Source organism: Citrobacter sp. RHB21-C05 (assembly GCF_013889015.1).
Lineage (GTDB): Bacteria > Pseudomonadota > Gammaproteobacteria > Enterobacterales > Enterobacteriaceae > Citrobacter_A > Citrobacter_A sedlakii.
Genome location: NZ_CP057611.1, coordinates 2094523 through 2118904, shown reverse-complemented (window position 1 = coordinate 2118904; position 24382 = coordinate 2094523). Strand labels below are relative to the sequence as shown.

The 24382-nt window shown below is 53.9% G+C and carries 25 protein-coding genes; 11 read left to right on the top strand and 14 right to left on the bottom strand.

Annotation, left to right across the window (positions count from 1 at the left end; genetic code table 11):
• Positions 1–303 precede the first annotated feature (303 nt).
• From ompC to ttcA, 3 genes are all read left to right on the top strand, one after another.
• Positions 304–1419, top strand: coding sequence for a porin OmpC (ompC, locus tag HVX72_RS10210; protein ID WP_042283255.1), 1116 nt, complete (start codon positions 304–306; stop codon positions 1417–1419).
• Positions 1420–1622: 203 nt separating this feature from the next.
• Positions 1623–2057, top strand: coding sequence for a universal stress protein UspF (uspF, locus tag HVX72_RS10205; RefSeq protein WP_181823131.1), 435 nt, complete (start codon positions 1623–1625; stop codon positions 2055–2057).
• A gap of 197 nt (positions 2058–2254) precedes the next feature.
• Positions 2255–3190: a tRNA 2-thiocytidine(32) synthetase TtcA gene (ttcA, locus tag HVX72_RS10200; RefSeq protein WP_042283261.1), complete on the top strand. Its 936-nt coding sequence runs from the start codon at positions 2255–2257 to the stop codon at positions 3188–3190.
• Positions 3191–3257: 67 nt separating this feature from the next.
• On the opposite strand, the gene dbpA is transcribed toward ttcA, so the two are convergent.
• From dbpA to HVX72_RS10185, 4 genes are all read right to left on the bottom strand, one after another.
• Positions 3258–4631, bottom strand: a complete 1374-nt coding sequence (dbpA, locus tag HVX72_RS10195) for an ATP-dependent RNA helicase DbpA (RefSeq protein ID WP_181823130.1) — start codon at positions 4629–4631, stop codon at positions 3258–3260.
• A 28-nt stretch (positions 4632–4659) separates the two neighbouring features.
• Entirely contained in the window at positions 4660–4842 is a 183-nt protein-coding gene (locus HVX72_RS22315; RefSeq protein WP_042283271.1) for a hypothetical protein, read from the bottom strand.
• Positions 4843–5116: 274 nt separating this feature from the next.
• A complete protein-coding gene (zntB, locus tag HVX72_RS10190; RefSeq protein WP_042283273.1) occupies positions 5117–6100 on the bottom strand; it encodes a zinc transporter ZntB in 984 nt (327 codons plus the stop codon).
• An 89-nt stretch (positions 6101–6189) separates the two neighbouring features.
• Positions 6190–7311, bottom strand: a complete 1122-nt coding sequence (locus HVX72_RS10185; RefSeq protein WP_181823129.1) for a methyl-accepting chemotaxis protein — start codon at positions 7309–7311, stop codon at positions 6190–6192.
• 505 nt (positions 7312–7816) lie between these two features.
• Here HVX72_RS10185 and HVX72_RS10180 point away from each other — a divergent pair.
• Positions 7817–9046 (top strand): sensor domain-containing diguanylate cyclase, encoded by a 1230-nt coding sequence (locus HVX72_RS10180; protein ID WP_181823128.1) that lies wholly within the window; start codon positions 7817–7819, stop codon positions 9044–9046.
• Positions 9047–9089: 43 nt separating this feature from the next.
• Here HVX72_RS10180 and pcaC read toward each other — a convergent pair whose 3' ends face one another.
• Genes pcaC through HVX72_RS10150 form a run of 6 tightly spaced genes read right to left on the bottom strand, consistent with a single transcriptional unit; the run spans position 9090 to position 14152 of the window.
• Positions 9090–9479: a 4-carboxymuconolactone decarboxylase gene (pcaC, locus tag HVX72_RS10175; protein ID WP_042283278.1), complete on the bottom strand. Its 390-nt coding sequence runs from the start codon at positions 9477–9479 to the stop codon at positions 9090–9092.
• A complete protein-coding gene (pcaD, locus tag HVX72_RS10170; protein WP_042283279.1) occupies positions 9469–10233 on the bottom strand; it encodes a 3-oxoadipate enol-lactonase in 765 nt (254 codons plus the stop codon). Before pcaD ends, pcaC begins: the two co-directional genes overlap by 11 nt.
• Positions 10211–11575 (bottom strand): 3-carboxy-cis,cis-muconate cycloisomerase, encoded by a 1365-nt coding sequence (locus tag HVX72_RS10165; RefSeq protein ID WP_181823127.1) that lies wholly within the window; start codon positions 11573–11575, stop codon positions 10211–10213. The genes pcaD and HVX72_RS10165 overlap by 23 nt, the downstream gene beginning before the upstream one ends.
• A 9-nt stretch (positions 11576–11584) precedes the next feature.
• Positions 11585–12787, bottom strand: coding sequence for a 3-oxoadipyl-CoA thiolase (gene pcaF, locus HVX72_RS10160; RefSeq protein ID WP_181823126.1), 1203 nt, complete (start codon positions 12785–12787; stop codon positions 11585–11587).
• A gap of 9 nt (positions 12788–12796) precedes the next feature.
• The gene (locus HVX72_RS10155; protein ID WP_181823125.1) at positions 12797–13453 is read right to left on the bottom strand and encodes a 3-oxoacid CoA-transferase subunit B; all 657 of its coding nucleotides are present in this window, start codon (positions 13451–13453) and stop codon (positions 12797–12799) included.
• A 9-nt stretch (positions 13454–13462) separates the two neighbouring features.
• Entirely contained in the window at positions 13463–14152 is a 690-nt protein-coding gene (locus HVX72_RS10150; protein WP_042283288.1) for a 3-oxoacid CoA-transferase subunit A, read from the bottom strand.
• A gap of 170 nt (positions 14153–14322) precedes the next feature.
• Here HVX72_RS10150 and HVX72_RS10145 point away from each other — a divergent pair, with 170 nt between their 5' ends.
• Complete coding sequence (locus tag HVX72_RS10145) at positions 14323–15129, top strand: IclR family transcriptional regulator C-terminal domain-containing protein (protein ID WP_042284694.1); 807 nt, start codon at positions 14323–14325, stop codon at positions 15127–15129.
• On the opposite strand, the gene smrA is transcribed toward HVX72_RS10145, so the two are convergent.
• Complete coding sequence (gene smrA, locus HVX72_RS10140) at positions 15126–15689, bottom strand: DNA endonuclease SmrA (protein ID WP_042283291.1); 564 nt, start codon at positions 15687–15689, stop codon at positions 15126–15128. The two genes, HVX72_RS10145 and smrA, sit on opposite strands and share 4 nt — an antisense overlap.
• A 420-nt stretch (positions 15690–16109) precedes the next feature.
• Here smrA and ogt point away from each other — a divergent pair, with 420 nt between their 5' ends.
• The 3 genes from ogt (at position 16110) to uspE (ending at position 18673) form a co-directional block, all read left to right on the top strand.
• Positions 16110–16625, top strand: a complete 516-nt coding sequence (ogt, locus tag HVX72_RS10135; RefSeq protein WP_181823124.1) for a methylated-DNA--[protein]-cysteine S-methyltransferase — start codon at positions 16110–16112, stop codon at positions 16623–16625.
• Between the two features lie 193 nt (positions 16626–16818).
• Entirely contained in the window at positions 16819–17571 is a 753-nt protein-coding gene (fnr, locus tag HVX72_RS10130; protein WP_060571260.1) for a fumarate/nitrate reduction transcriptional regulator Fnr, read from the top strand.
• 151 nt (positions 17572–17722) lie between these two features.
• Positions 17723–18673 (top strand): universal stress protein UspE, encoded by a 951-nt coding sequence (uspE, locus tag HVX72_RS10125; RefSeq protein ID WP_042283298.1) that lies wholly within the window; start codon positions 17723–17725, stop codon positions 18671–18673.
• A gap of 45 nt (positions 18674–18718) precedes the next feature.
• On the opposite strand, the gene HVX72_RS10120 is transcribed toward uspE, so the two are convergent.
• Entirely contained in the window at positions 18719–18979 is a 261-nt protein-coding gene (locus tag HVX72_RS10120) for a DUF2534 family protein (RefSeq protein ID WP_042283301.1), read from the bottom strand.
• Between the two features lie 263 nt (positions 18980–19242).
• Here HVX72_RS10120 and HVX72_RS10115 point away from each other — a divergent pair, with 263 nt between their 5' ends.
• Positions 19243–19800: a LuxR C-terminal-related transcriptional regulator gene (locus tag HVX72_RS10115; protein WP_181823123.1), complete on the top strand. Its 558-nt coding sequence runs from the start codon at positions 19243–19245 to the stop codon at positions 19798–19800.
• Positions 19801–20216: 416 nt separating this feature from the next.
• Here HVX72_RS10115 and HVX72_RS10110 read toward each other — a convergent pair whose 3' ends face one another.
• The gene (locus HVX72_RS10110) at positions 20217–21830 is read right to left on the bottom strand and encodes a peptide ABC transporter substrate-binding protein (RefSeq protein WP_181823122.1); all 1614 of its coding nucleotides are present in this window, start codon (positions 21828–21830) and stop codon (positions 20217–20219) included.
• Between the two features lie 183 nt (positions 21831–22013).
• On the opposite strand from HVX72_RS10110, the gene mpaA reads away from it, so the two are divergent.
• The gene (gene mpaA / locus HVX72_RS10105; protein ID WP_181823121.1) at positions 22014–22742 is read left to right on the top strand and encodes a murein tripeptide amidase MpaA; all 729 of its coding nucleotides are present in this window, start codon (positions 22014–22016) and stop codon (positions 22740–22742) included.
• Here the strand turns inward: mpaA and ycjG are convergent.
• The gene (ycjG, locus tag HVX72_RS10100) at positions 22717–23682 is read right to left on the bottom strand and encodes an L-Ala-D/L-Glu epimerase (RefSeq protein ID WP_042283308.1); all 966 of its coding nucleotides are present in this window, start codon (positions 23680–23682) and stop codon (positions 22717–22719) included. The genes mpaA and ycjG overlap by 26 nt on opposite strands.
• A 121-nt stretch (positions 23683–23803) precedes the next feature.
• On the opposite strand from ycjG, the gene tpx reads away from it, so the two are divergent.
• The gene (gene tpx, locus HVX72_RS10095; RefSeq protein ID WP_042283311.1) at positions 23804–24310 is read left to right on the top strand and encodes a thiol peroxidase; all 507 of its coding nucleotides are present in this window, start codon (positions 23804–23806) and stop codon (positions 24308–24310) included.
• Positions 24311–24382: the final 72 nt, after the last annotated feature.

Genomic DNA, 24382 nt, shown 5'->3' with positions numbered 1-24382 from the left:
CAGTATGTTTGCTGGTAAATCAGTACGTTTCGCAATGGACCAACAAAAAGCAGAGTTTGACAATAAAGGCATATAACCCGCGCAGAATATCGCATCAAATTTAACTTGTATAATTTTTATTTTATATATTCCTGGTTAATACATTCACGCTAATTATTACTGTTACCATAGAATTATTTAATTAAGGTTTTACTTAAGACGTAACAATTCATACTTATCTCTTTACGGAACTTCTCCTTTAGCATGCTTTTACTCCCCTTAAGAGGGAGTCACAGGTAAATAATAAACGAAAGGATTATTTCGATGAAAAGAAAAGTACTGGCTCTCGTAATCCCTGCCCTGTTAGCCGCTGGCGCAGCGCATGCCGCTGAAGTCTATAATAAAGACGGCAATAAATTAGATCTCTATGGCAAAGTAGATGGTCTGCATTATTTCTCTGACAACAATAAGTCTGACGGCGATCAAACGTATGTTCGTGTTGGCTTCAAAGGCGAAACCCAAATTAACGACCAACTGACCGGTTACGGCCAGTGGGAATATAACGTTCAGGCGAATACTACAGAAGGCGAAGGTTCAAATTCCTGGACCCGTCTGGCATTCGCGGGCGTAAAATTCGGCGACTACGGTTCATTCGACTACGGTCGTAACTATGGCGTACTGTACGATGTGGAAGGCTGGACCGATATGCTGCCGGAATTTGGCGGCGACTCATACACCCAGGCTGACAACTTTATGACCGGTCGTACAAACGGCGTCGCAACCTACCGTAACACGGACTTCTTCGGCCTGGTAAACGGACTGAACTTTGCGCTTCAGTATCAGGGCAACAACGAAAACCAGAACGGTCAGGAAGGCACCAATAACAACGGCCGCGATCTTCAACACTCCAACGGCGACGGTTTCGGTATTTCGACGACTTATGATATGGGCATGGGCTTCAGCGCTGGCGCTGCTTACACAACCTCTGACCGGACCAACGAGCAGGTTAACGCTGGCGGCAAAGTGGCTGGCGGCGAAAACGCGGATGCCTGGACTGCGGGTCTGAAATACGATGCCAACAACATCTACCTGGCGACGATGTATTCTGAAACCCGCAACATGACCCCGTACGGCGATGACGGCGTAGCGAACAAAACGCAAAACGTGGAAGTGACTGCGCAGTACCAGTTCGACTTTGGCCTGCGTCCGGCGGTGTCTTTCCTGATGTCTAAAGGTAAAGACCTGAGCGGCCAGGGTAACGACACCAGTAAAGATCTGGTTAAATACGCTGACGTCGGCGCGACCTACTACTTCAATAAAAATATGTCGACCTATGTTGATTATAAAATCAACCTGCTGGACGAAGACGACAACTTCTATGCTAACAACGGTATCAACACCGATGACGTTGTAGCGCTGGGTCTGGTTTACCAGTTCTAAGCTCTTCAGCCCGCTGGCGACGGCGGGCTATTCTCTGCGCTGAATCCCTCTCTCCTTCTCTGTTGCGCGCTTTGCTGTGCTGACACATGCATACCATATAATTAAAATCATAAATATGTGATGCCAAAATGTGACCGTCGTCGTTATACTTACCGAGCTAAAAGGCGTTACACTTTATATGGATACATTAACAGGAGGTTTTTATGAGCAGAACGATTCTGGTACCTATCGATATTTCAGACTCAGAATTAACTCAACGGGTGATTTCCCACGTTGAAGCCGAAGCAAGGATTGACGATGCGCAGGTGCATTTTCTGACCGTGATTCCGTCACTGCCTTATTACGCATCGCTGGGCCTGGCCTACTCCGCAGAGTTGCCCGCCATGGACGATCTGAAAGCTGAAGCCAAATCTCAGTTGGAAGAGATGATAAAGCAGTTCAATATCCCGACGGACAGAGTCCAGGTACATATTGCTGAGGGTTCGCCAAAAGACAAGATTCTGGAAATGGCGAAGAAATTGCCGGCGGATATGGTCATTATTGCCTCGCACCGTCCGGATATCACCACCTACCTGTTAGGGTCGAACGCGGCGGCTGTCGTGCGTCACGCTGAATGTTCGGTACTGGTGGTTCGCTAATCCTTTCAGCCCGCACCCCGCTGCGGGCTTTTTCTTCTCTATACCTGCCCCCTGCGTTTTGCCTGTTAAATGTGCTGACATTTTTCTCGCTAATCCGTACCATACGCTCCACGGTTTTTATATCAGACAGCGTCCGCGGATCCTTCGGCGTGATGTCGCCCCCTCTGATGCCACACAATGAATTGAGCCTCTATTACATGTCGCAAAATCAAGAAATGAGTAAAAAAGAGCAGTACAACATCAATAAATTACAGAAGCGTTTGCGCCGAAACGTGGGCGAAGCCATTGCCGATTTCAACATGATTGAAGACGGCGATCGCATCATGGTTTGTCTTTCAGGTGGCAAAGACAGCTATACCATGCTGGAGATTTTGCGCAATTTACAACAAAGCGCACCGATCCAGTTCTCGCTGGTGGCGGTGAACCTCGATCAAAAACAGCCCGGTTTTCCTGAGCATATTCTGCCTGAATACCTCGAACAACTCGGCGTTGAGTACAAGATTGTTGAGGAAAACACCTACGGGATCGTAAAAGAGAAAATTCCGGAAGGCAAAACCACCTGCTCTCTGTGCTCGCGTTTGCGCCGCGGTATTCTTTACCGTACCGCTACGGAGCTGGGCGCCACCAAGATTGCGCTTGGACACCATCGCGACGATATTCTGCAAACCCTGTTTCTTAACATGTTCTACGGCGGAAAGATGAAAGGCATGCCGCCAAAGCTGATGAGCGACGACGGTAAACATATCGTGATCCGTCCGCTGGCCTACTGCCGGGAAAAAGATATTGAACGTTTTGCCGAGGCGAAAGCGTTCCCTATCATTCCTTGTAACCTGTGTGGTTCACAGCCGAACTTACAGCGCCAGGTGATTGCCGACATGCTGCGCGACTGGGATAAACGCTACCCGGGTCGCATTGAGACCATGTTCAGCGCCATGCAGAACGTGGTGCCGTCTCACCTGAGCGACATTAACCTGTTTGACTTCAAAGGGATCAGACACGGCGCAGAGGTGGTAGACGGTGGCGATCTGGCGTTCGATCGCGAAGATATCCCGCTACAGCCTGTAGGCTGGCAGCCAGAAGAAGATGAACATCAGCTTGCTGAGCTACGGCTGAATGTGGTTGAGGTGAAGTAAGCGTCGTTTGACGCTTTTACCCTGCCGGATAACGGCTTTGCCGTATCCGGCGTTAACGCCAAAGGGCTTACTTCAACAGGCGAACCCGACAGGACTTCCCTTTAATTTTCCCGTTCTGTAACTGCTTCCACGCCTTATGCGCCACCGCCTGACGCACCGCGACGTAGACATGCGCCGGGTGCACGGTAATTTTTCCAATGTCCGCGCCGTCCAGTCCCAACTCGCCAGTTAAAGCGCCCAGCACGTCGCCAGGACGCATTTTGGCTTTCTTCCCACCGTCAATGCACAGCGTGGTCATATCCGCCTCGAGCGGCATTAGCGTCACGTTCGTTGGCGCATCCTGCCAGTTCAGCGTTAACTGCAACATTTCCGAAAGGATATTGGCTCGCTGCGCCTCTGCCGGCGCGCAAAAGCTGATCGCCAGACCGCTATTCCCGGCGCGGGCCGTTCGACCAATACGGTGCACATGGACCTCCGGGTCCCACGCCAGCTCGTAATTGACGACCAGTTCCAGAGACTTAATATCCAGTCCGCGCGCTGCCACGTCCGTGGCGACCAGCACGCGTGCGCTGCTATTAGCAAAACGCACCAGCGTCTGATCGCGATCCCGCTGTTCCAGATCGCCATGCAGCGCCAGCGCGCTTTGCCCCGCTGCGTTCAGCGCATCGCATACCGCCTGACAATCTTTCCTGGTGTTACAGAACACCACGCAAGACTTTGGCTGATGTTGGCTGAGTATTATTTGCAACAGCGGAATTTTGTCCTGGGGAGCCGTTTCGAAGAACTGCTGTTCAATGGCCGGAAGCGCATCAACCGTATCGATCTCAATGGTTACCGGATTTCGCTGAACGCGGCTGCTGATCGCGGCAATCGCCTCGGGCCAGGTCGCCGAAAACAGCAGCGTCTGGCGTGACGCAGGGGCAAAGCGAATCACCTCATCAATGGCGTCGCTAAACCCCATGTCCAGCATCCGATCCGCTTCATCCATCACCAGCGTCGAAAGCGCATCCAGCGAAACCGTGCCTTTTTGCAGATGGTCCAGTAGCCGTCCAGGTGTCGCCACAATGATGTGCGGCGCGTGCTGGAGAGAGTCGCGCTGCGCACCAAAGGGTTGGCCGCCGCACAGGGTCAATATCTTGGTATTCGGCAGGAAGCGTGCCAGACGGCGCAATTCCCCCGCGACCTGGTCGGCCAGTTCACGCGTCGGGCATAACACCAGCGACTGGGTTTTAAACAGAGCGGCGTCGATATGCTGTAAAAGCCCAAGGCCAAACGCCGCCGTTTTACCGCTGCCGGTTTTGGCCTGAACCCGAACATCCTGCCCGGCCAGAATCGCCGGTAGCGCGGCGGCCTGAACAGGCGTCATCGACAAATAGCCCAACTCGTTGAGGTTATCGAGCTGGGCGGCGGGCAGAACGTTCAGGGTTGAAAAAGCGGTCACAATTTAATCTCGCGGTAACGACTCACAGTCAGCAGGCGCGTATCCTCGCAGATCTGCGCCTGTGATGCGACAATTTAATCGGTTCTTCATCGGGCGGTGGGTCAGGCATGGGCTGCGGACGCGGCACCGGGTCAGGAACAGGAACCGGATCGGTCGGTACAGGGTCGGAAAAACGAATTTCCAGTTTCAGGGACACCATCAGACGAGTCATTTTTGCCTCCGGTAGATCGTGGGCTCCCTTTTAGGGTAGTCGTTGATAACCTGCTGGCAAAAAAAAGCCGACTTATTTAAGTCGGCGTCGTACGAATCAATTGTGCTATGCAGTAATTCAAAAAAGGAAGTAAGACAATATGGAGCGCAACGCCCATCGCTTGACGTTGCATTCACCTGCGAGAATGATATTGCCGCGAACGGGCGCGATGTTTATTGACTTCGCTCAATTTTAAAGCCGTTTTAGCAGAAGAAATCTCTTAAAAGCCCCGTTTTTACAACCATTTACTACGATGCAACCATAAAGTAACACCACCAATCACAACCACTAACAGAATGCAAAAGATCGAAAAACCAAAACGCCATTCTCCCCCAGGAATACCCCCCAGATTGACGCCAAATAGCCCGGTCAGAAAGGTACTGGGCAAGAATACCATTGCCATCAGCGACATCGTATAGGTCCGACGGGCCAGTGACTCTTGCATGACCTGCGCGATCTCATCCGCCATTACGCCGGTACGGGCGATACAGGCGTCGATCTCATCCAGTCCGCGGCCCAGCCGGTCAGCGATATCCTGCATCCGGCGCCGCTGGTCATCGCTCATCCACGGCAAACGCTCGCTGGCGAGCCGCGCATAGACGTCACGCTGGGGGGCCATGTAGCGTCGCATGACAATCAATTGCTTACGCAGCAGCGCAAGAAATCCCCGCGGCGGTATTTGCTGATCGAGCAGGTTGTCTTCGAGGTCGATGATCCTGTCGTGCAACTGTTCAATAAATTCGCTGGCATGGTCGGTTAACGCATCACAAACGTCCACCAGCCAACCGCCGCAGTCAACGGGACCGGTGCCTTCCTGCAGATCGCTCACCACGTCATCCAGCGCCAGCACTTTACGCTGGCGGGTGGAGACAATCAGCCGTTCATCCATGTACAGACGCATCGCCACCAGCTGGTCCGGACGTTCATCGGTGCTGCCGTTAATGCAGCGCAGGGTTATGAGCGTTCCTTCTCCCAGACGGCTGACGCGTGGGCGTAGGCTTTCCCCTGCCAGCGCGTCCCGAACATTGTTTGGCAGTAACGGCGTTGTGGCCAGCCACTGCGCGCTGTCGGGGTGCGTATAGTTAAGATGTAACCAGCAGGGATGCGCGCTGTCGATAAGATCGTTATCCTCCAGCGGCTTCACCCCGCCTTTGCCATCCAGCAACCAGGCAAACACCGCATCCGGCACACTCACTTCCGACCCTTTTATGGCTTCCATTTCGCCTCCCCTACGTCGCGCTTTTCTGGTTAGTCTAGCTATCGGCGTAGGTTAAGCAACTTCTCGTTATCCCATAATGCTGATATTTATCATGAAAACCTGGGCTGCCCGTGCTGTTGCGCCGACGTAGTGGTGGCAGATAAACGAAACTGCTGCGTCTTAGACTGCAACTTAACCACCTGCCGTTTCAATACTGCAGAAGAACCCGTTAATTCCTCTACCATCAGCGCATTGCTCTGGGTAACACTTTCCAGTTCGCTCATGGCCTGCGATATCTGGTTGATGCCTTTTTCCTGCTCCACGGTAGTGGCAGAAATTTCATGCATGAGCTGGCTTAATTGCCCTGCGCCCTGGACGATGATCTGCATATTTTTTTCTGTTTCGCTGACCACCTCCGCTCCCTGCCGAACATTTTTATGGGTTTCTTCAATCAGCATTTTTATATTTTTCGCCGCTTCTGCGCTTCGGTGCGCCAGATTCCGGACCTCTGTCGCCACCACGGAAAATCCTTTTCCGTGTTCACCCGCGCGTGCCGCTTCTACGGCAGCATTTAACGCCAGAATATTGGTCTGAAAAGCAATATCGTCAATCAGCGTAATGATTTCCGTCATCTGCTGCGCGCAGTGCGCGATGGATTCCATATTATGTGAAACCTGCGCCATTAATTCGCTGCCGTGATACGCGCACTGTTTTGACGTATCGGCCTGATGATTGGCCAGACGGGTGTTATCAGCATTATTACGGGTGCTCGCCGCCATTTCTTCCATACTGGCCGCGGTCTGAATCAGTGAGGACGACTGCTGCTCGGTTTTCACCGAAAGTTCCGCACTGCGGGCGGCGAGCTGTTCAGACAGCGACAGCGCGGTGTGAGAAGAATGGCGGATCTCACGCACCAGCGTCGCGATATTACCCGACAGGCTGTTAATTCCGGGAATGAGTCTTCCCGCACAGTTATTACCAAACGCAGGGATTATCACCCCCAGATTTCCGGCGGTAACTTCGGCAATACTTCGCTTAACCGTGTTGATCGGCGTGACAAGATATATTGTCATATACCACCATAAAAACAATAACGCTGTCAGCGAGATCACATTCGTTAAAACAACCAAGCGGATATTTGATGAGAAAAGTATATGAACAATATTGAATAACAGGAAAACGCCTACCAGGAAGCCAATAATAAACGTTCTGACACTCATGTTTTTTAACATTTCAGTTCCGGGAGAAAATACATTGCGGGTGAATAGTTATATAGCATCAGGAAACACTATTTTCATCCGCTTTTTACATTGCGCCAACATTTACGATATGCGATGGATAATTTCACTTAACACCACTCCCCCATCACCTTAATTTGCAGTAAGGACGCATAAAACACGGACAATCTGCTATTTACTCCTTTTCGTTGTTTTATACTTAAGCCACGCAATATCTCTGCGCAGATAATTTCATCAGCGCTTAACTGTTTAGTTTTTACTATTTTTTATTCCTCTTCTGTTTTTGCCTGCAGACAGCGATCCTCGTACGGCCATTTCAGCGCTGCTTTTTTTAAGCGTTGCCACGCCGTTTCCTCATGCGTAAGAGTGAAACCCTGCTAGATTAAAACTTGCGCACTTATCTGGCTCGCATATTGCCGCCGTCTCGCCACGCTTGCTTCTTGTTCTGTTTTTTTGCGCTTACGCAACATGTCATGATTAAAAAACAGGATCCATAAAAATGACCCACAACTTTAACGCTCTGGATTTATTGACCCTGCCTGTCTGGATCGTCTTTCCGCTCACGGGGGAAATGTTGTTTGCTAATCGCGCCGCCGCTGCGCTTATGCCGGAAAATGACTTCAATCAACTGCGTCAGGGCGCGTATTCGGTTCATGCGCACCGCCAGCTCGCAGATTACATCACCGATTTACGCAGCCGCCGGGATATTATCGAAATCCTGACCGTAAGCCGGGACAATACGCCGGGCACCCTCTCGTGCCGTCTTTCGTTGAGACAACTGCCTGACGATCGCGAGGTGATTCTGTTTGAAGGGATAGATATCTCGACCGTTCAGGGGTTAAAAGCGAGTCGTTCTGTGGCCTACCAGCGCAAGAAACAGGGATTTTATGCCCGTTTTTTTCTGACCAACACGGCGCCTATTCTGCTGATTGATCCCTCGCGCGATGGGCTGATTGTCGATGCCAATCTCGCGGCGCTCAATTTCTACGGTTACAGCCTTGAGGCGATGTGTCAAAAGCATACCTGGGAAATTAATATGCTGGGACGACAAATCTTACCCATCATGCATGAAATTGCCCGGTTGCCCGGCGGCCATAAGCCATTACATTTTGTGCACAAGATGGCGGACGGCTCTCCCCGTCATGTCCAGACCTATGCGGGGCCAATCGAAATCTACGGCGATCGCTTGATGCTGTGCATTGTCCACGACATTACCGAACAAAAACGGCTGGAAGAGGCGCTGCACTATGCGGCATTACACGATGCGCTGACCGGTTTACTTAATCGCCGCCAGCTTTATCTCCTGACTGACCCCGAACAGAGAACCCCATTTTCCCTGGCGCAGGATTACAGTCTCCTGCTCATTGATACTGACAGGTTTAAGAGCATTAACGATATGTACGGGCATTTAAAGGGTGATGAAGTACTCTGCGCGCTGGCGAACTGCCTTCAGCAGAGCGCGCGCCAGGGCGATCGGGTTTTCCGTTGGGGCGGCGAGGAGTTTATTCTGCTGTTGCCACGCACGCCGCTGGATGATGCGCTTTTACTGGCGGAAGCGATTCGCGCGTCGGTGGCAAAGCTCACGCTGTTGGGCCTGCCACGATTTACGGTCAGTATTGGCGTGGCGCAACATGAACCAAATGAAAGCCTTGATGACCTGTTTAAACGCGTTGATGCTGCCTTATACCGGGCCAAAAACGCAGGGCGCAATCGGGTACTCGCAGCCTGACAGAGACATTTCCGGCGACGCTTCAGGTCGCCGGCAGCGTGTCTTACAGACCGGCGGCATCACGCTCATCGAAAACCTGCTGCGCCAGATGCAGCGTAGCGTTGGCGGCAGGTAGACCACAATAGAGCGCGGAATGCATGATCAGTTCTTTCAGTTCTTCTCGCGTCACCCCGTTATTAAAAGCAGCATGCAAATGCATCTTCAACTCCGCTTCCCGGTTGAGCGCTATCAGCATCGCGATGGTGATGAGGCTGCGCGTATGGCGTTCCAGCCCGGGACGGCTCCAGATGTCTCCCCAGGCATAGCGGGTAATAAAATCCTGAAAATCGGCGTTAAGCGAGGTCAGGTTTTTCACGGTGCGATCGACATGCGCATCGCCCAGTACGCTGCGACGCACCTTCATGCCTTGTTCAAAACGGTCTTCATCCTGCATTCTGTCCTCCCAGGAATGACAGCAGCGCCGCGTTCACCGCGTCTGGCGCTTCAATCGTGGATAAATGCGACGCCTTCACCACGACCATCGTTGAACCCGCAATGCGCTGGTGCATATACTGCGCATCGGCCACGGTGGTCACCGGATCGTCATCTCCGGCAATAAGCAAAACCGGGCGCTGAATGTCGGCTATCTCGTCACGCATATCGGCGGTCGCCAGCGCATCACAACAGGCGGCATAGCCTTGCGCGGACGATTCTACGAGCTGCTGACACAGGTCGGCCACGGTCTCTGCTGACGCCAGACGAAACGGCAGACTAAACCAGCGCTCAGGCGCGCTGGCGGCAATCGCGGAGAGACCGCTGGCGCGGACCTGCTGCGCCCGGTCGCGCCAGCCGGCTTCATTACCTATCCGCGCCGCGCTGTTTATCACGGTCACACTGCGCATTCGTTGCGGCTGATGGCATGCGAGCCATAAACCGGTCAGCCCGCCCATTGAAATACCGCAAAAATGTGCTGTCGGGATGTCCAGATGGTCCAGAAGCGCAATCACATCCTGCCCGAGCCGCGCGAGGTCCGTTTCTCCCCGTTTACGCGTTTCGCCGTGTCCATGCGTGTCGTAACGCAGCACCCTGTAATGCGCGGTTAACGCCGCCATCTGTGGTTCCCACATGGTCAGCGTCGTACCCAGTGAATTCGATAACACCACCACCGGGGCGTTATCCGGCCCTTCAATCTGAAAGTTCAGTTCCATGCCGCCGCTCCTCATAGCGCGAAAGTACGCGCTGGACAAAGTGTTCTGCGCTGCCAGTGGCCTGCGTCGGGTCAAGCAGCGCTGTTAAACGAGATTTATCAACGTGCGCGGTCACGCGTGGTTCATCGACCAACACCGACAGCAGAGAACACCGCTTTTCGATTGCACGATGGCAAAGATCTTCCATCAAATGATGCGCTTCTTGTTTACCGACAAACGCTGCGAGCGCCAGGGTCACCGACTCCGCCATCATCAGGCCATGCGTGATCTCCAGGTTCTCAAGCATCTTTGGCGGGCAGACCTGCATCCCTTCAACCAAGTGTTGCGTTTCCTGCATCGCGTGACCGACCAGCATGATGATTTCCGGCAAGACTTCCCATTCGGCCTGCCAGCCGCCGAGCGCCCGTTCATGTTGTTGAAGCTGACTGCTGTAGAGGGTTGCCATCAGCCCCGGCGTTCGTTGCATCGCAGTCAGAATGGCGGCGCAGCTGACCGGGTTACGCTTATGCGGCATAGTGGAGGAACCGCCACGTCCGGCGGTAACGGGTTCGCTCACCTCCGCCACTTCGGTCTGCATCAGCAGTGCGAAATCCTGAGCGAATTTGCCCAGCGTTCCGCCGATCCCGGCATACCACGCGGCCACTTCCAGCATACGATCGCGCTGCGTATGCCAGGGCGTATCCGGCAGCGTAAGGGCCAGCTCCTGCGCCAGACGCGACGCCACCGGCAGCGCGTCCTGCCTGAGCGACGCCAGCGTGCCCGCCGCGCCGCCGAACTGGACCACCAGCACACGCGGAAGCAATTGCTGTAAGCGCTCCTGCCAGCGTAATAACGCGTCGAGCGTTCCGGCAAGTTTCAGACCCCACGTCACCGGCAACGCCTGCTGCATCCAGGTCCGTCCCGGCATGACGGTTTGCTGATAACGCGATGCCTGGCTGGCAACGGTATCCACTAACCGTGCGAGATGCGCACGGGTTGCGTTCAGCGCCGCGCGCAGTTGCAGCACCATCCCGGTGTCAATAACGTCCTGACTGGTAGCGCCCCAATGTACGTAGCGCGCCGCGTCAGGATCATCGGCTTTTACCTGTGCGGTTAACTGTTTGACTAAGGGGATTGCCAGATTTCCCGCCGCACGCGCCGACTCTGCCAGCGTGTCCGCATCAATACGTTCTGCGCGACAGGCACGGACGATCGGCCCGGCGGCGGCGGCAGGGATCACGCCGCAAGCCGCCTGCGCCCTTGCCAGCGCGGCTTCAAAGTCGAGCATCCCCTGGATCACTTGCTGCTCTGAGAATTCTGCCGTCAGCGCCGTTCCGCGCATTAACGGGGTTAACAAATGCATTTCTGCTCCTTAAACCCTTTCGATTATCAGCGCGATGCCTTGTCCAACGCCGATACACATCGTGCAGAGACCATAACGCCCACCGGTTCGCTGTAGCTGATACGCTGCGGCCATCGCCAGCCTTCCCCCGGATGCTCCCAGCGGATGCCCCAGCGCAATCGCGCCGCCATTCGGATTCACCTGCGCGGCCTCATCAGGCAAACCCAGATCGCGCATGACCGCCAGCGCCTGAGCGGCAAACGCTTCGTTAAGCTCAATGACGTCCATTTGTGCAAGCGTTAATCCGGTCAGCGCCAGCACCTTACGTACCGCGGGCGCGGGACCAAAGCCCATAATACGCGGCGCGACGCCTGCCGTCGCTACGCCAACAATGCGCGCCAGCGGCTGCAATCCCTGCTGCGCCATTGCCTGTTCGCTGGCAATAAGCAGCGCGCAAGCGCCATCATTAACCCCGGAGGCATTGCCTGCCGTCACCGAGCCATCAGGCCGCACGACGCCCTTCAGTTTTGCCAGCGCATCAGCCGAGGTGGCGCGTGGGTGTTCGTCGGCGCTGAATATCCGCGGCTCGCCCTTTCGTTGTGACACTGTCACAGAAACCAGCTCACGGTCAAAAAGCCCCTGCTCCTGAGCCGCCGCTGTACGTTGCTGGCTGCGCAGGGCAAACGCATCCTGATCGGCTCGCGAAATGGCAAATTGTTGTGCGACGTTTTCTGCCGTTTCTGGCATCGAATCCACGCCATATCGCGCCTGCATTTGCGCATTGATAAAACGCCAGCCAATGGTGGTATCTTCCATTTTCATGCTGCGGCTAAAGGCGCTTTCCGCCTTCCCCATAACAAACGGCGCGCGCGACATGCTCTCGACGCCGCCAGCAATCATCAGCTGCGTCTCTCCGCTCTTGATCGCCCGCGCGGCAATGCCTATCGCATCAAGACTGGAGCCGCAAAGCCGGTTCACCGTGCTGCCCGGCACGCTTTCCGGCAACCCCGCCAGCAGCAACGCCATTCGTGCCACGTTACGGTTATCTTCCCCTGCCTGATTCGCACAGCCGTAGATCACATCATCAATCGCCGCCGGATCGAGATTCGGATGGCGCGCCAGCAGAGCTTTCAACGGAATGGCCGCCAGATCGTCCGCCCGTACGCTCGCCAGCGTCCCGCCGAAGCGACCAAACGGCGTGCGCACCGCATCGCAGATAAATGCCTGATTCATCTTAGTTCCTTATGCGCTTTGCGCCAGCTGTTCAAACCCCAGCGTCACCGGCGTGATACGCTGCAGCTCTTCAAAAGAGAGTCCGTTGAAAATTTCCCGCGCCACGGGGCCTTTTTCGGTAATGTCGATCACCGCCAGATCGGTGTAAATACGACTGACACATCTCATTCCGGTTAACGGATAGGAACAGTGCTCTACCAGCTTACATTCTCCCTCGCGGGTTAAGTGATCCATCATCACGAACACCTGACGCGCGCCGATCGCCAGATCCATCGCCCCCCCTACCGCCGGGATCGCATCGGGCGCGCCGGTGCTCCAGTTCGCGAGGTCCCCTGACGCAGAAACCTGATATGCCCCCAGTACGCAGATATCAAGGTGACCGCCGCGCATCATGGCGAACGAATCGCCATGATGGAAATAACAGCCGCCCTGCATCAGGGTGACATACTCTTTTCCGGCATTGATCAGTTCGGGATCCTCCTCACCCTCCGCGGGCTTCGGTCCCATGCCGAGCAGACCGTTTTCGCTGTGCAGGAAGATTTCTTTATCTGCGGGCAGGTAGTTGGCGATCCGCGTAGGCAGGCCAATACCAAGATTGACGTAAGCCCCTTCGGGAATATCCTGCGCCACGCGTTTCGCCATTTCACCCCGTGATAATCTTTTCATTTTTCCTCCTCAGGCACGCAGCGCTGTTTCTGCCAGGTTTTCCAGCGAAAATACGCGCTGGACAAAAATGCCCGGCGTAATGATATGTTCAGGATCGAGTTCGCCCAGCGGAACCAGTTGATTCACTTCGACGATAGTGGTGTGCGCGGCCGTCGCCATGATCGGTCCAAAATTCCGCGCCGCTTTGCGGTACACCAGGTTTCCCCAGCGGTCAGCCCGGTGCGCTTTAATCAGCGCGAAATCGGCTTTTATCGGATATTCAAGCACATAGTTTTTACCATCAATGCAGCGGGTTTCTTTACCCTCCGCCAGCGGGGTGCCATAGCCCGTTGGGGTATAAATTGCGCCAATTCCGGCACCGGCTGCCTGGATCCGCGCCGCCAGATTTCCCTGCGGCACCAGCTCCAGCGTCACCTCTCCGTTACGGTACAGTCCGTCAAAAATCTGCGAGTCCACCTGGCGCGGAAAAGAACAGATCATTTTACGCACCCGTTTCGCTTTCAGCAGCGCTGCGAGCCCCACTTCGCCGTTACCCGCATTGTTGTTGATGATAGTGAGATCCCGGGCCCCCTGATCTATCAGAGCGTCAATCAGCCGGGTGGGCTGCCCCGCCGTACCAAATCCACCAATCATGATGGTGGCGCCATCCGGGATCCCGGCAATGGCCTCCTCCAGCGAAGGCACACTCTTATCAATCATCTGGTCGCTCCTTGTTGTGCGTATTTCGCACCTTTTTGCGTTGTTCGCACAAAATGTGACCCACTTAACGAAGCCAGGCAAGGGCGATAATCGAAATATGGTGCGATAATCGAACGATGTGTATATTTGTGCGAAGAATGTGATCGATGGCGAACAATGAGGGGAAAACAGTGGAAAAACATCCGGACGATCGTCTGAGCAACGAAGCCGACCCGTTTAAGGGCGACCCGAATTTTATGGCCTCGCTGGCACGCGGGCTGGAGGTGATTCAGGCGTTTACGCCGCAGCGCCGGGTGATGTCGATATCGCAGATCAGTCAGAAGACCGGCATTCCGCGCGCAGCGGTACGCCGCTGTCTGTATACGTTGGGTAAACTGGGGTTTGTCTATGCTGAAGACGGTAAAAATTTTGAACTGCGCCCCCGGATCCTGGCGCTGGGGCATGCTTACCTCGCCTCGACGCCGCTGGCGCGCGCCACGCAGCCGGTACTCAAGCATCTGAGCGATATGCTCAATGAATCCTGCTCCATCGCCACGCTGGACGGCGACGATATTCTCTATATTGCCCGCGCCTCCAGTTCGCGGATCATGACCATCGATCTGGACATTGGCAGCCGCCTGCCCGCGTGGTCTACCTCAATGGGCCGCGTACTGTTAAGCCACCTTTCGGAAGATAAACTGAATGATATGCTGGGAAGAATCACCATGATTCGCTACACCTCGCAAACCGTCGATTCTGTTTCGGCCCTGCGCGCGGAGCTAAAAAAAGTGCGGCAACAGGGCTACGCGCTTAACGATCAGGAACTGGAGATGGGACTACGGTCAATTGCCGTACCGTTAATTAACGCCCAGGGACAGGTACAGGCAGCGTTGAATGTGGGCGTCCATGCCGGACAGGTTTCCGCGGAGGAACTGCGGACCCGGGTACTGCCTGAACTGCAAAAAGCCGCGCAGGAGCTGTCGCTGTTGCTACATTAACGGCTGCGTTTGGCGTGGCGTTCCCAGTTCTCCTGTTTTGCCTGTGCGGTTTTACGTAGCGCCACGTAACAGGCACCGCTGCCGCCGTGGTGCGGCAGCGCCGTACAGTACGCCTGCACATCATCAAATTCGGTCAGCCAGCGCGCCACATAGCTGCGCACGATATTCGCGTGCGAGTGATCGTCCCGCCCTTTACCGTGAATGATGAGCACATTACGTAAGCCATCCTGCAAAGACTGGAGAATAAAGCGGAACAATTGCTGGCGACAGACTTCCACCGGCTGGCGCAATAAGTTCAGGCTGGCCTGCTGACCGTATTTTCCGCCACGCAGTTTGTCGAGCACGCCCTGCTGTAGCCCCTCGCGGCGAAATTCCAGCGGCTGCGCCAGCGGGACAATGTCCAGAAAACCGGTGGTGAGGAAATTATCAAGCTGCAGCGTGTCGATACGCTGCGGCTTACGCGCGTTGCGCACCGGCTGCCAGTGAACGTCTGTACAACGTTTGAGAGGCTGGACATCCTCCATGGCGTCAAGAAACAGCGCTTTGTCGTCAAGGTTCATGCTTCATCCTCCCGTTTTTAAGACAACCGTTATCATAACCGTCCCCCTGAATAGCGACAATGGTTTACAGAAGTTTCCAGTAAGCGACGATGAATCCCTGTTTGTCCGTGCTATCAGCGCAGAATTTTAACGGGTGATACACTCCCAGTTTATCCGCAATTAAACTATCTGATTTAACTTATGATTTTTTAAAATCAATCACTAATACCGGCTGGACCCCCAACACCGCTCTTGCTATAAGTCATTACCCGCATTCAGGAAAACATCCGGGATTACTTAAGGAAATACTGCTGTGTGTACTGCAGAGTCTGGCGATGTCGACAGACTCTTTTTTTATCCCAAATCAGGGGTATAGCGGCATGGAAGTTCGCCATGCTAGATTGATGACGGCTAATTAGCGGTACTGATACGAGGCGTCGAATGCTGACACTACTGGAAGATAAAATTGCGACCCCGCTGGGACCATTGTGGATCCTCTGCGACGAACAGTTCCACCTGCGCGCCGTGGAATGGGAACAGCATGGCGACCGAATGGAACAACTGCTGGATATTCATTATCGGGCCGGGGGGTATTCCCGCATTTCGGCGAAAAACCCCGGCGGGCTGGCCGATAAACTGGCTGACTATTTTGCCGGGAATATCGATGTGATTGACACTCTCCCCACCGCAACCGGCGGAACGCCCTTCCAGCGCGACGTCTGGCAGATGTTACGCACCATTCCAAAAGGACAGGTGATGCACTATGGTCAGATGGCGGAACAGCTTGGTCGCCCCGGCGCGGCGCGCGCGGTGGGCGCAGCCAATGGCTCGAATCCCATCAGTATTGTGGTGCCTTGCCATCGCGTCATTGGCCGAAATGGCGCCCTGACCGGCTACGCTGGCGGTGTACAGCGCAAAGAGTGGTTACTGCGTCACGAAGGCTATTTGTTACTCTAAGTCCAGGCAATTCGTGCCTTCTTGCTCACACTTTTGCGTAAAGATGCCTCACTCAAGGTGAGGTTTTTCAACAAGATAGAAATATTTTCCGCTCACTTTCCGGAATTATCCGCTATTGCGCTCTGCTCAGACTTACGTGCCCACCAAAAAGATGTTAAAATTGACAAATATCAATTACGGCTTGAGCAGACCTATGATCCCGGAAAAGCGAATTATACGGCGCATTCAGTCTGGCGGTTGTGCTATCCATTGCCAGGATTGCAGTATCAGCCAGCTTTGCATCCCGTTCACACTTAACGAGCATGAGCTTGATCAGCTTGATAATATTATCGAGCGTAAAAAGCCGATCCAGAAAGGGCAAACCCTGTTTAAAGCAGGTGATGAGCTGAAATCGCTCTACGCCATTCGTTCCGGTACGATCAAGAGCTACACCATTACCGAACAAGGTGACGAACAGATTACCGGCTTCCACCTCGCGGGCGATCTGGTTGGCTTCGACGCTATCGGCAGTGGCCATCACCCAAGCTTTGCACAGGCGCTGGAAACCTCAATGGTCTGTGAAATCCCGTTTGAAACGCTGGACGATCTGTCAGGCAAAATGCCCAATCTGCGTCAGCAGATGATGCGCCTGATGAGCGGCGAAATCAAAGGCGACCAGGATATGATCCTGCTGCTGTCAAAGAAAAACGCGGAAGAGCGCCTGGCGGCATTTATCTATAACCTTTCTCGTCGTTTTGCCCAGCGTGGCTTCTCACCGCGCGAGTTTCGTCTGACCATGACCCGCGGCGATATCGGTAACTACCTCGGTCTGACTGTCGAAACCATCAGCCGTCTGCTGGGGCGTTTCCAGAAAAGCGGCATGCTGGCAGTAAAAGGCAAATACATTACCATCGAGAACAGCGAGGCGCTGGCGGTGCTTGCCGGTCACACGCGTAACGTCGCTTAATCTTTCCGCAACTTCTCCAGAAACCCTTCTGTCGAATCGCTAAATTTTCCTGATTTATTGATCTGACAGAAGGTTCTTCCCTGTTTCATTTCTCGTTATTGGGTTACTCTTTTAGTTACAGACTGCGGTGACAGTTGTAAGGAGACCCTGTATGGCTATGTATCAAAACATGCTGGTGGTTATCGATCCGAATCAGGACGATCAACCTGCGTTACGGCGTGCGGTTTATTTGCATCAACGGATTGGTGGCACCATAAAAGCCTTCCTGCCGATCTATGACTTTTCATACGAAATGACGACCCTGCTGTCGCCAGACGAGCGTACGGCAATGCGTCAGGGCGTCATCAGCCAGCGGACCGCATGGATCCGCGAACAGGCGAAATACTATCTCGAAGCAGGCGTTCCGATTGACATTAAAGTGGTCTGGCACAACCGTCCCTTTGAAGCCATCATTCAGGAGGTCATCAGCGGCGGACACGATCTGGTGCTAAAAATGGCCCACCAGCACGATAAACTGGAAGCGGTGATCTTCACGCCGACCGACTGGCATTTATTGCGTAAATGTCCGAGCCCGGTATGGATGGTCAAAGACCAGCCGTGGCCAGAAGGCGGGAAAGCGCTGGTGGCGGTGAACCTTGCCAGCGAAGAACCTTATCACAATGCGCTGAACGAGAAACTGGTTAAAGAAACCCTGCAACTGGCCGAGCAGGTCAACCATACTGAAGTGCATCTGGTTGGCGCCTATCCGGTCACTCCCATCAACATTGCTATTGAACTGCCCGAGTTCGACCCCAGCGTGTATAACGATGCGATTCGCGGTCAGCACCTGTTGGCGATGAAGTCTTTGCGCCAGAAATTCAGTATCGATGAAAAAGTCACCCACGTAGAGAAAGGATTACCGGAAGAGGTGATCCCGGATCTGGCTGAACATTTACAGGCGGGGATTGTGGTGCTGGGCACCGTGGGGCGTACCGGTATCTCCGCCGCGTTTCTTGGCAATACCGCGGAACAGGTTATCGATCATCTGCGCTGTGACCTGCTGGTCATCAAACCCGACCAGTATCAGACTCCGGTAGAACTCGACGACGACGAAGACGATTAACCGTAAGATTTATAAGCGAAAGGCCCGAATGTCGGGCCTTTTCTTTTACGGTTTGTCATCCCCACCGAGGAAGTAAATCCCCAGCGGTATCGCCAGTAAAATCGTAAAGACCAGGCTGTAGACACAAATCATCGATGACTGGATGACGTACATTGATGTCGTCCAGTCCGCCAGTGGTATGTCGTACTGCTCAATCACCCCGCCAATGGTTGCACGCGTGACGACAGTCGCAGCGATGATGAATACGCCAAGCAGGCAAAGCAGGAATTTTTTTCCTCTCGCCGTCTTAAGCTTTCTCATGATCATGACGATCTCCTTCTGTAAGTGAAAGCTCCGTTACTTGTGCGTAACAATACCATGACATTGTGCTAAAGTCTGCTGTCATGTTCCGTCTCTTTACATTACATCCCTGTCAAATATTCAGTTTGGTTACAAACAGTCTGTCCATAATTGGATAATTAAAGCATTGCTATCCTATTTTCTACCCTCCAGAATAATCACTATCGGGGTGAACTTTTCATTAAAGTTGTCTCACATGTAATCTTATTTATGTCTATGGGTGATTGGGTATGGCGGAGATTTTTATTCAGGGCGACGATCATTACGCCCGAGTAGCCGTTGAGCATTTGGTGGCAAAAATAATAAATCATAATTCAAAAGCGTTAAATCCCGGTGCCAGCATAGCGGTTTTCATCTTTGAAAAATCGTGGATTGACGTATCAGAACTGAAAGCGCTGACCACGTGTAATGCGGAACGTATTTTAATTATTGGCAATCCTCAGCTGTTAAATTTTTTGTCACTGAAAGTGGACGATCGCAAGATGTTCTATTGTGAGATCAATATGCCCCTTGTAACCATTGAAGCCAGACTGTCTCTGCTGTTACGTAAAAGAAAAATTGCTATCCCTTTGTGCAAGGTGAGAAGCCCCAAAGAGCCACAAAGGATGCTCAACTGGAAGGAATTCATGATCATTTCACTGTATATCAGCGGCATTTCCGTCAGGGGAATCGCAGGCGTAATGCAACTGGACAGTAAAACGGTTTATACCTATAAAAGTCTGGCGATGCGCAAAATGGGACTGCGTAATAAAGTGAGTCTAGTCAGGCACTGGTGTCACTATCATTAATATACCGCCTCAGTGATTTTTCACTGAGGCGTGCTTGCATGTCATCCAAATATGAACGCCTCTTTTTTCCGCGCCTGAAAATAGATGAAGTTCATTATTAAACTGTTATTCTTTTGTGCTCTTACGACGCGTTTATTACGCTTAGCTGGCGAGCGATTAACGGAAACTTCTTCTGTTTGCGCTGTCGGCATTATTTTTCTTGCATCGTTAACTCTGCAAACGAATTCATTTGATAATGAAGGAGTGCGGCGCGTTGCACGACTGTGTTACCTGTCTGTAGAAACAGGAGCGAGCGTTTGCGCCATTCTCTGTTGCGCGGCATGGGCAATCTGTGCCGCGACTGGCATGGCATCTCCCTGCCGGGGCGGGTACCTGAATAGCCCCTGAGTGACCAGTCAGAAATGCCATGTTTACATTCAGTGCTTCACGATATACATCGTCCGGCTGTAGGCCACATCTTCCGGGTTGGCGATCGGATACCCCTTCAACCAGGGTTTGATCAGCCGTCCGTTGGTGTACTGATAAATCGGGGCGATGGGCGCTTGTTCCATAAGAATTTTTTCTGCCGCATTGTAATCGGCGTTACGCGCCTGGGCCGTATTTTCCAGCGTGGCCTGGGTAAGCACTTTGTCATACGCCGGGTTATTGAAGCGCGAAATATTGCCGGAATGGGTCGACGTTAGCAGCGACAAAAATGTCGACGGTTCGTTGTAATCGCCAACCCAGGAGGCGCGAATAACGTCAAAATTGCCGGTGTTGCGGCTGTCGATATAGGTTTTCCATTCCTGATTTTGCAATTTTACCTCTACGCCGAGATTTTTCTTCCACATCGAGGCCACTGCGATGGCAATCTTCTGATGATTTTCGGAGGTGTTATACAACAGCGTCAGCTTGAGCGGCTTCTGCGGTCCGTAACCCGCCGCGCGCAACAGCGTTTTCGCCTGCGCATTCAGCTCTTCCTGGCTCATTTGTTCGAATGGCGACGGCTCAGGTGTAAAGCCTGCGGTGACATCCGGCGTGAAACGCCAGGCCGGTTTTTCGCCCGTTCCTAACACTTTCCCGGCCATAATACGACGGTCAATGGTCAAGCTCAGCGCCAGACGCACGCGGGAATCCGCCGTAGGGCCTTTTTGTGTATTGAACGCGTAATAGTAGGTCCCCAGTTGCGGTGGTGTATAAACCTGACCGGGAATGTCCTTGAGCAGCTTTTGATACATGTTTTTCGGAAAGGACTCGGTGATATCAATATCCCCTGCCAGATAGCGTTTTGTGGCGGCGGATTCCTGATTGATTGGCAGAAAAGTGACCTTTTGCAGGACCGTTTTCGCATTGTCCCAGTATTGCGTATTCGGCACGACCACCAGCTTTTCGTTCACCACCCTGTCCTTCAGCACGTAAGCGCCATTGCCGATAAGATGACCCGGTTTGGTCCAGTCCTTCCCACTTTCGACGTTGGCTTTTTGCACCGGATAAAACGCAAAGTTAGCCGTCAGATTGGCGAACCACGGCAGCGGTTTATCCAGCTGGACTTTCAGCGTACGGGCATCCACGGCGCTAACGCCGAGTTTGTCCGGCGTCGCGTTGCCATCAATAATCGCCTGCGCGTTGTTGATGCCTGCCAGCGCCGCGAACCATGCGAAAGGAGAAAGGGTCTTCGGGTCAACCAGCCGTTGCCAGCTGTAGACAAAATCCTGCGCGGTGACAGGTGTGCCGTCAGCCCAGCGGGCGTTCTCACGCAGGGTAAATGTCCAGATGCGGTTATCGTTGCTTTTCCATTGAGTGGCGACGCCGGGGATGATTTCCCCCTTTTCGTTCTGATTCACCAGCCCTTCATAAAGATCGCGGATGACCTGGATCTCCGGCAGCCCTACTGCTTTCGCCGGATCGAGCGTTGCCGGTTCGTCTTTGATATGGCGAACCAGCTCCTGTTTCTCTGCCAGTACCGTACCGCCGGGAACCTCCGCAGCCCAGGAGTAAGAGATGCTGCTTACCATCAGCGCACAACAGGTGACTGCAACAGAGTGCTTCATACGATTCCCTCAAAACGGCTTATCATTAATGGCGTAATTATTTGTTTCGCCATAGGGAAATGCAAATACCTTCCGGCAAAAAATTGATATCACGACCAAATATCCGGACGCGTGAAATCAATTTGATTATCGGCAAAAATTGCACAACACTGCGAAGACTATCCTCAGCAATCCGAGACGCTTATGACCGTTACCCGCCCACGCGCCGAGCGCGGCGCATTTCCGCCCGGCACTGAACATTATGGTCGATCGCTGTTAGGGGCCCCGCTGATCTGGTTTCCGGCTCCGGCGGCAGATCGTGAAAGCGGTTTAATCATTGCGGGAACGCACGGTGACGAAAATTCGTCGGTGGTTACCCTTTCCTGCGCGCTGCGTACGCTGACGCCGTCGCTGCGCCGCCATCATGTGATCCTTGCGGTGAATCCGGACGGCTGTCAGTTAGGGCTGCGCGCCAACGCCAACGGCGTCGACCTGAACCGCAATTTTCCCGCCGCGAACTGGAAAGCCGGGGAAACGGTCTATCGCTGGAACAGCGCCGCCTCTGAGCGCGATGTGGTGCTATTAACGGGAGACCATCCGGGTTCAGAGCCGGAAACGCAGGCGCTTTGCCAGCTCATTCATCAGATTCATCCCGCGTGGGTGGTGTCGTTTCACGACCCGCTGGCCTGTATTGAAGATCCTGCCAGCAGCGAGCTGGGGGAATGGCTGGCGGAGGCATTTTCCCTGCCGCTGGTGACCAGCGTGGGCTATGAAACGCCCGGGTCTTTCGGCAGTTGGTGCGCGGACCTGAATTTGCATTGCATCACTGCGGAATTCCCGCCGATCTCAGCAGATGAGGCCAGCGAGATTTACCTCCAGGCGATGTCCAGTCTGCTGCGCTGGCACCCTAAAGATGCAATTGTCCTGTCGTAAAGTGCAGCGACGGCTCCACGTCAACGGCCAGCCAGGTGGGGCCATCGAGATCGGCATACGTGACCTGCGGCGTGAGCGGTAGCGCCGCGCCGATCGCCCGCGATGTACAGAGCATACAGCCCAGCATCAGCGAAAAACCCTGCGCGCGAGCCTCTGTCGCCAGCGCCAGCGCCTCGGTCAGCCCTCCGGTTTTATCCAGTTTTATGTTGATCATTTCATAGCGTCCGCGCAGCGCCTTGAGACTGCTGCGGGTATGGCAACTCTCGTCGGCACAGAGGGGTAAAGGATGGATAAAATTCTCCAGCGCAACGTCATCCTGGGCCGGGAGCGGCTGTTCAAGCATGGCCACACCGAGATCCGCTAACAGCTGGCAGCGCGCCGCCAGGCCTTCCGCACGCCAGGACTCATTGGCATCGACAATAAGCGTCGCCTCCGGCACAGCCGAACGAATCGCCACCATCCGCTCGCTAATCAACCTGTCATCCAGTTTCACCTTTAACAGTCGCGCGCCCGTTTCCCACAGTGCCGCCGCGCTGGCGGCCATCTGTTCTGGCGTACCGATCACCACCGTTTGCGCCGTGGTGATCTCCGCGTCCAGCGTGACGCCGACAGCGTCGGCAAGCGTTTGCTGCTGCTGGCGAGCGCTAAGATCCCATAACGCGCAGTCAACGGCATTACGCGCCGCGCCAGCAGGAAGCACCTGCTGAAGTGCTTGCCGGGTCAGTCCCTTTTCCAGTTGCGGAACGATACTCATGATTTGCGCAAGGACAGACGCGTCGCTTTCGCCGTAGCGCGGATACGGCGTGCATTCCCCGATCCCTCTCACGCCATTTTCTTCCAGTTCAACCACCACCACCCGCGCTTCACTTCGGCTGCCGCGGGCAATCACAAAGGGAGTGTGTAACGGCCAGGCTTCCTCGTATACCTTTACTGCTCTCATCTTTTCTCCTCATGCGAAAACGTGGTCGTTTGTGCGTTACGCAGAAATAGCGTTTGCCGTGTTATCGGCTGTTGGCATAAACTAGCTACGACGTTAACTATATGTAAACAGGAAGATAACCATGTCACAAACCGTACATTTCCAGGGCAACCCGGTTGCAGTCGCCAACGCCATTCCACAAGCGGGTAGCAAGGCGCAGCCTTTTACCCTCGTGGCAAAAGATCTGTCCGACGTCGCGCTGAGCCAGTATGCGGGCAAGCGTAAAGTGCTGAACATTTTCCCGAGCATCGATACCGGCGTTTGCGCGGCATCGGTACGTAAGTTTAACCAACTGGCCACCGAGATCGAGAATACCGTTGTGCTGTGCGTGTCTGCGGACCTGCCGTTCGCCCAGTCTCGCTTCTGCGGCGCGGAAGGCCTGAGCAACGTTGTTACGCTTTCTACCCTGCGCAACCCTGAGTTCCTGAAAAACTACGGTGTAGAAATCACCGATGGCCCGCTGAAAGGCCTGGCTGCGCGTGCCGTGGTGGTGATTGATGAGAACGACAACGTGATTTTCAGCCAACTGGTAAACGAAATCACTCACGAGCCTGATTATGCTGCGGCGCTGGACGTGCTGAAAGCATAATTGCCAACGGGTGCGCCGGATAGCGGCTGATACTTAATCCGGCCTACCGGCGCCCCCACAGGCCTGATGCGG

Coding starts and splice junctions, on each gene's coding strand:
- ompC (WP_042283255.1), top strand. CDS start 304: ATGAAAAGAAAAGTACTGGCTCTCGTAATCCCTGCCCTGTTAGCCGCT.
- uspF (WP_181823131.1), top strand. CDS start 1,623: ATGAGCAGAACGATTCTGGTACCTATCGATATTTCAGACTCAGAATTA.
- ttcA (WP_042283261.1), top strand. CDS start 2,255: ATGTCGCAAAATCAAGAAATGAGTAAAAAAGAGCAGTACAACATCAAT.
- HVX72_RS22315 (WP_042283271.1), bottom strand. CDS start 4,842: ATGACTCGTCTGATGGTGTCCCTGAAACTGGAAATTCGTTTTTCCGAC.
- zntB (WP_042283273.1), bottom strand. CDS start 6,100: ATGGAAGCCATAAAAGGGTCGGAAGTGAGTGTGCCGGATGCGGTGTTT.
- HVX72_RS10185 (WP_181823129.1), bottom strand. CDS start 7,311: ATGTTAAAAAACATGAGTGTCAGAACGTTTATTATTGGCTTCCTGGTA.
- HVX72_RS10180 (WP_181823128.1), top strand. CDS start 7,817: ATGACCCACAACTTTAACGCTCTGGATTTATTGACCCTGCCTGTCTGG.
- pcaC (WP_042283278.1), bottom strand. CDS start 9,479: ATGCAGGATGAAGACCGTTTTGAACAAGGCATGAAGGTGCGTCGCAGC.
- pcaD (WP_042283279.1), bottom strand. CDS start 10,233: ATGGAACTGAACTTTCAGATTGAAGGGCCGGATAACGCCCCGGTGGTG.
- HVX72_RS10165 (WP_181823127.1), bottom strand. CDS start 11,575: ATGCATTTGTTAACCCCGTTAATGCGCGGAACGGCGCTGACGGCAGAA.
- pcaF (WP_181823126.1), bottom strand. CDS start 12,787: ATGAATCAGGCATTTATCTGCGATGCGGTGCGCACGCCGTTTGGTCGC.
- HVX72_RS10155 (WP_181823125.1), bottom strand. CDS start 13,453: ATGAAAAGATTATCACGGGGTGAAATGGCGAAACGCGTGGCGCAGGAT.
- HVX72_RS10150 (WP_042283288.1), bottom strand. CDS start 14,152: ATGATTGATAAGAGTGTGCCTTCGCTGGAGGAGGCCATTGCCGGGATC.
- smrA (WP_042283291.1), bottom strand. CDS start 15,689: ATGAACCTTGACGACAAAGCGCTGTTTCTTGACGCCATGGAGGATGTC.
- ogt (WP_181823124.1), top strand. CDS start 16,110: ATGCTGACACTACTGGAAGATAAAATTGCGACCCCGCTGGGACCATTG.
- fnr (WP_060571260.1), top strand. CDS start 16,819: ATGATCCCGGAAAAGCGAATTATACGGCGCATTCAGTCTGGCGGTTGT.
- uspE (WP_042283298.1), top strand. CDS start 17,723: ATGGCTATGTATCAAAACATGCTGGTGGTTATCGATCCGAATCAGGAC.
- HVX72_RS10120 (WP_042283301.1), bottom strand. CDS start 18,979: ATGATCATGAGAAAGCTTAAGACGGCGAGAGGAAAAAAATTCCTGCTT.
- HVX72_RS10115 (WP_181823123.1), top strand. CDS start 19,243: ATGGCGGAGATTTTTATTCAGGGCGACGATCATTACGCCCGAGTAGCC.
- HVX72_RS10110 (WP_181823122.1), bottom strand. CDS start 21,830: ATGAAGCACTCTGTTGCAGTCACCTGTTGTGCGCTGATGGTAAGCAGC.
- mpaA (WP_181823121.1), top strand. CDS start 22,014: ATGACCGTTACCCGCCCACGCGCCGAGCGCGGCGCATTTCCGCCCGGC.
- ycjG (WP_042283308.1), bottom strand. CDS start 23,682: ATGAGAGCAGTAAAGGTATACGAGGAAGCCTGGCCGTTACACACTCCC.
- tpx (WP_042283311.1), top strand. CDS start 23,804: ATGTCACAAACCGTACATTTCCAGGGCAACCCGGTTGCAGTCGCCAAC.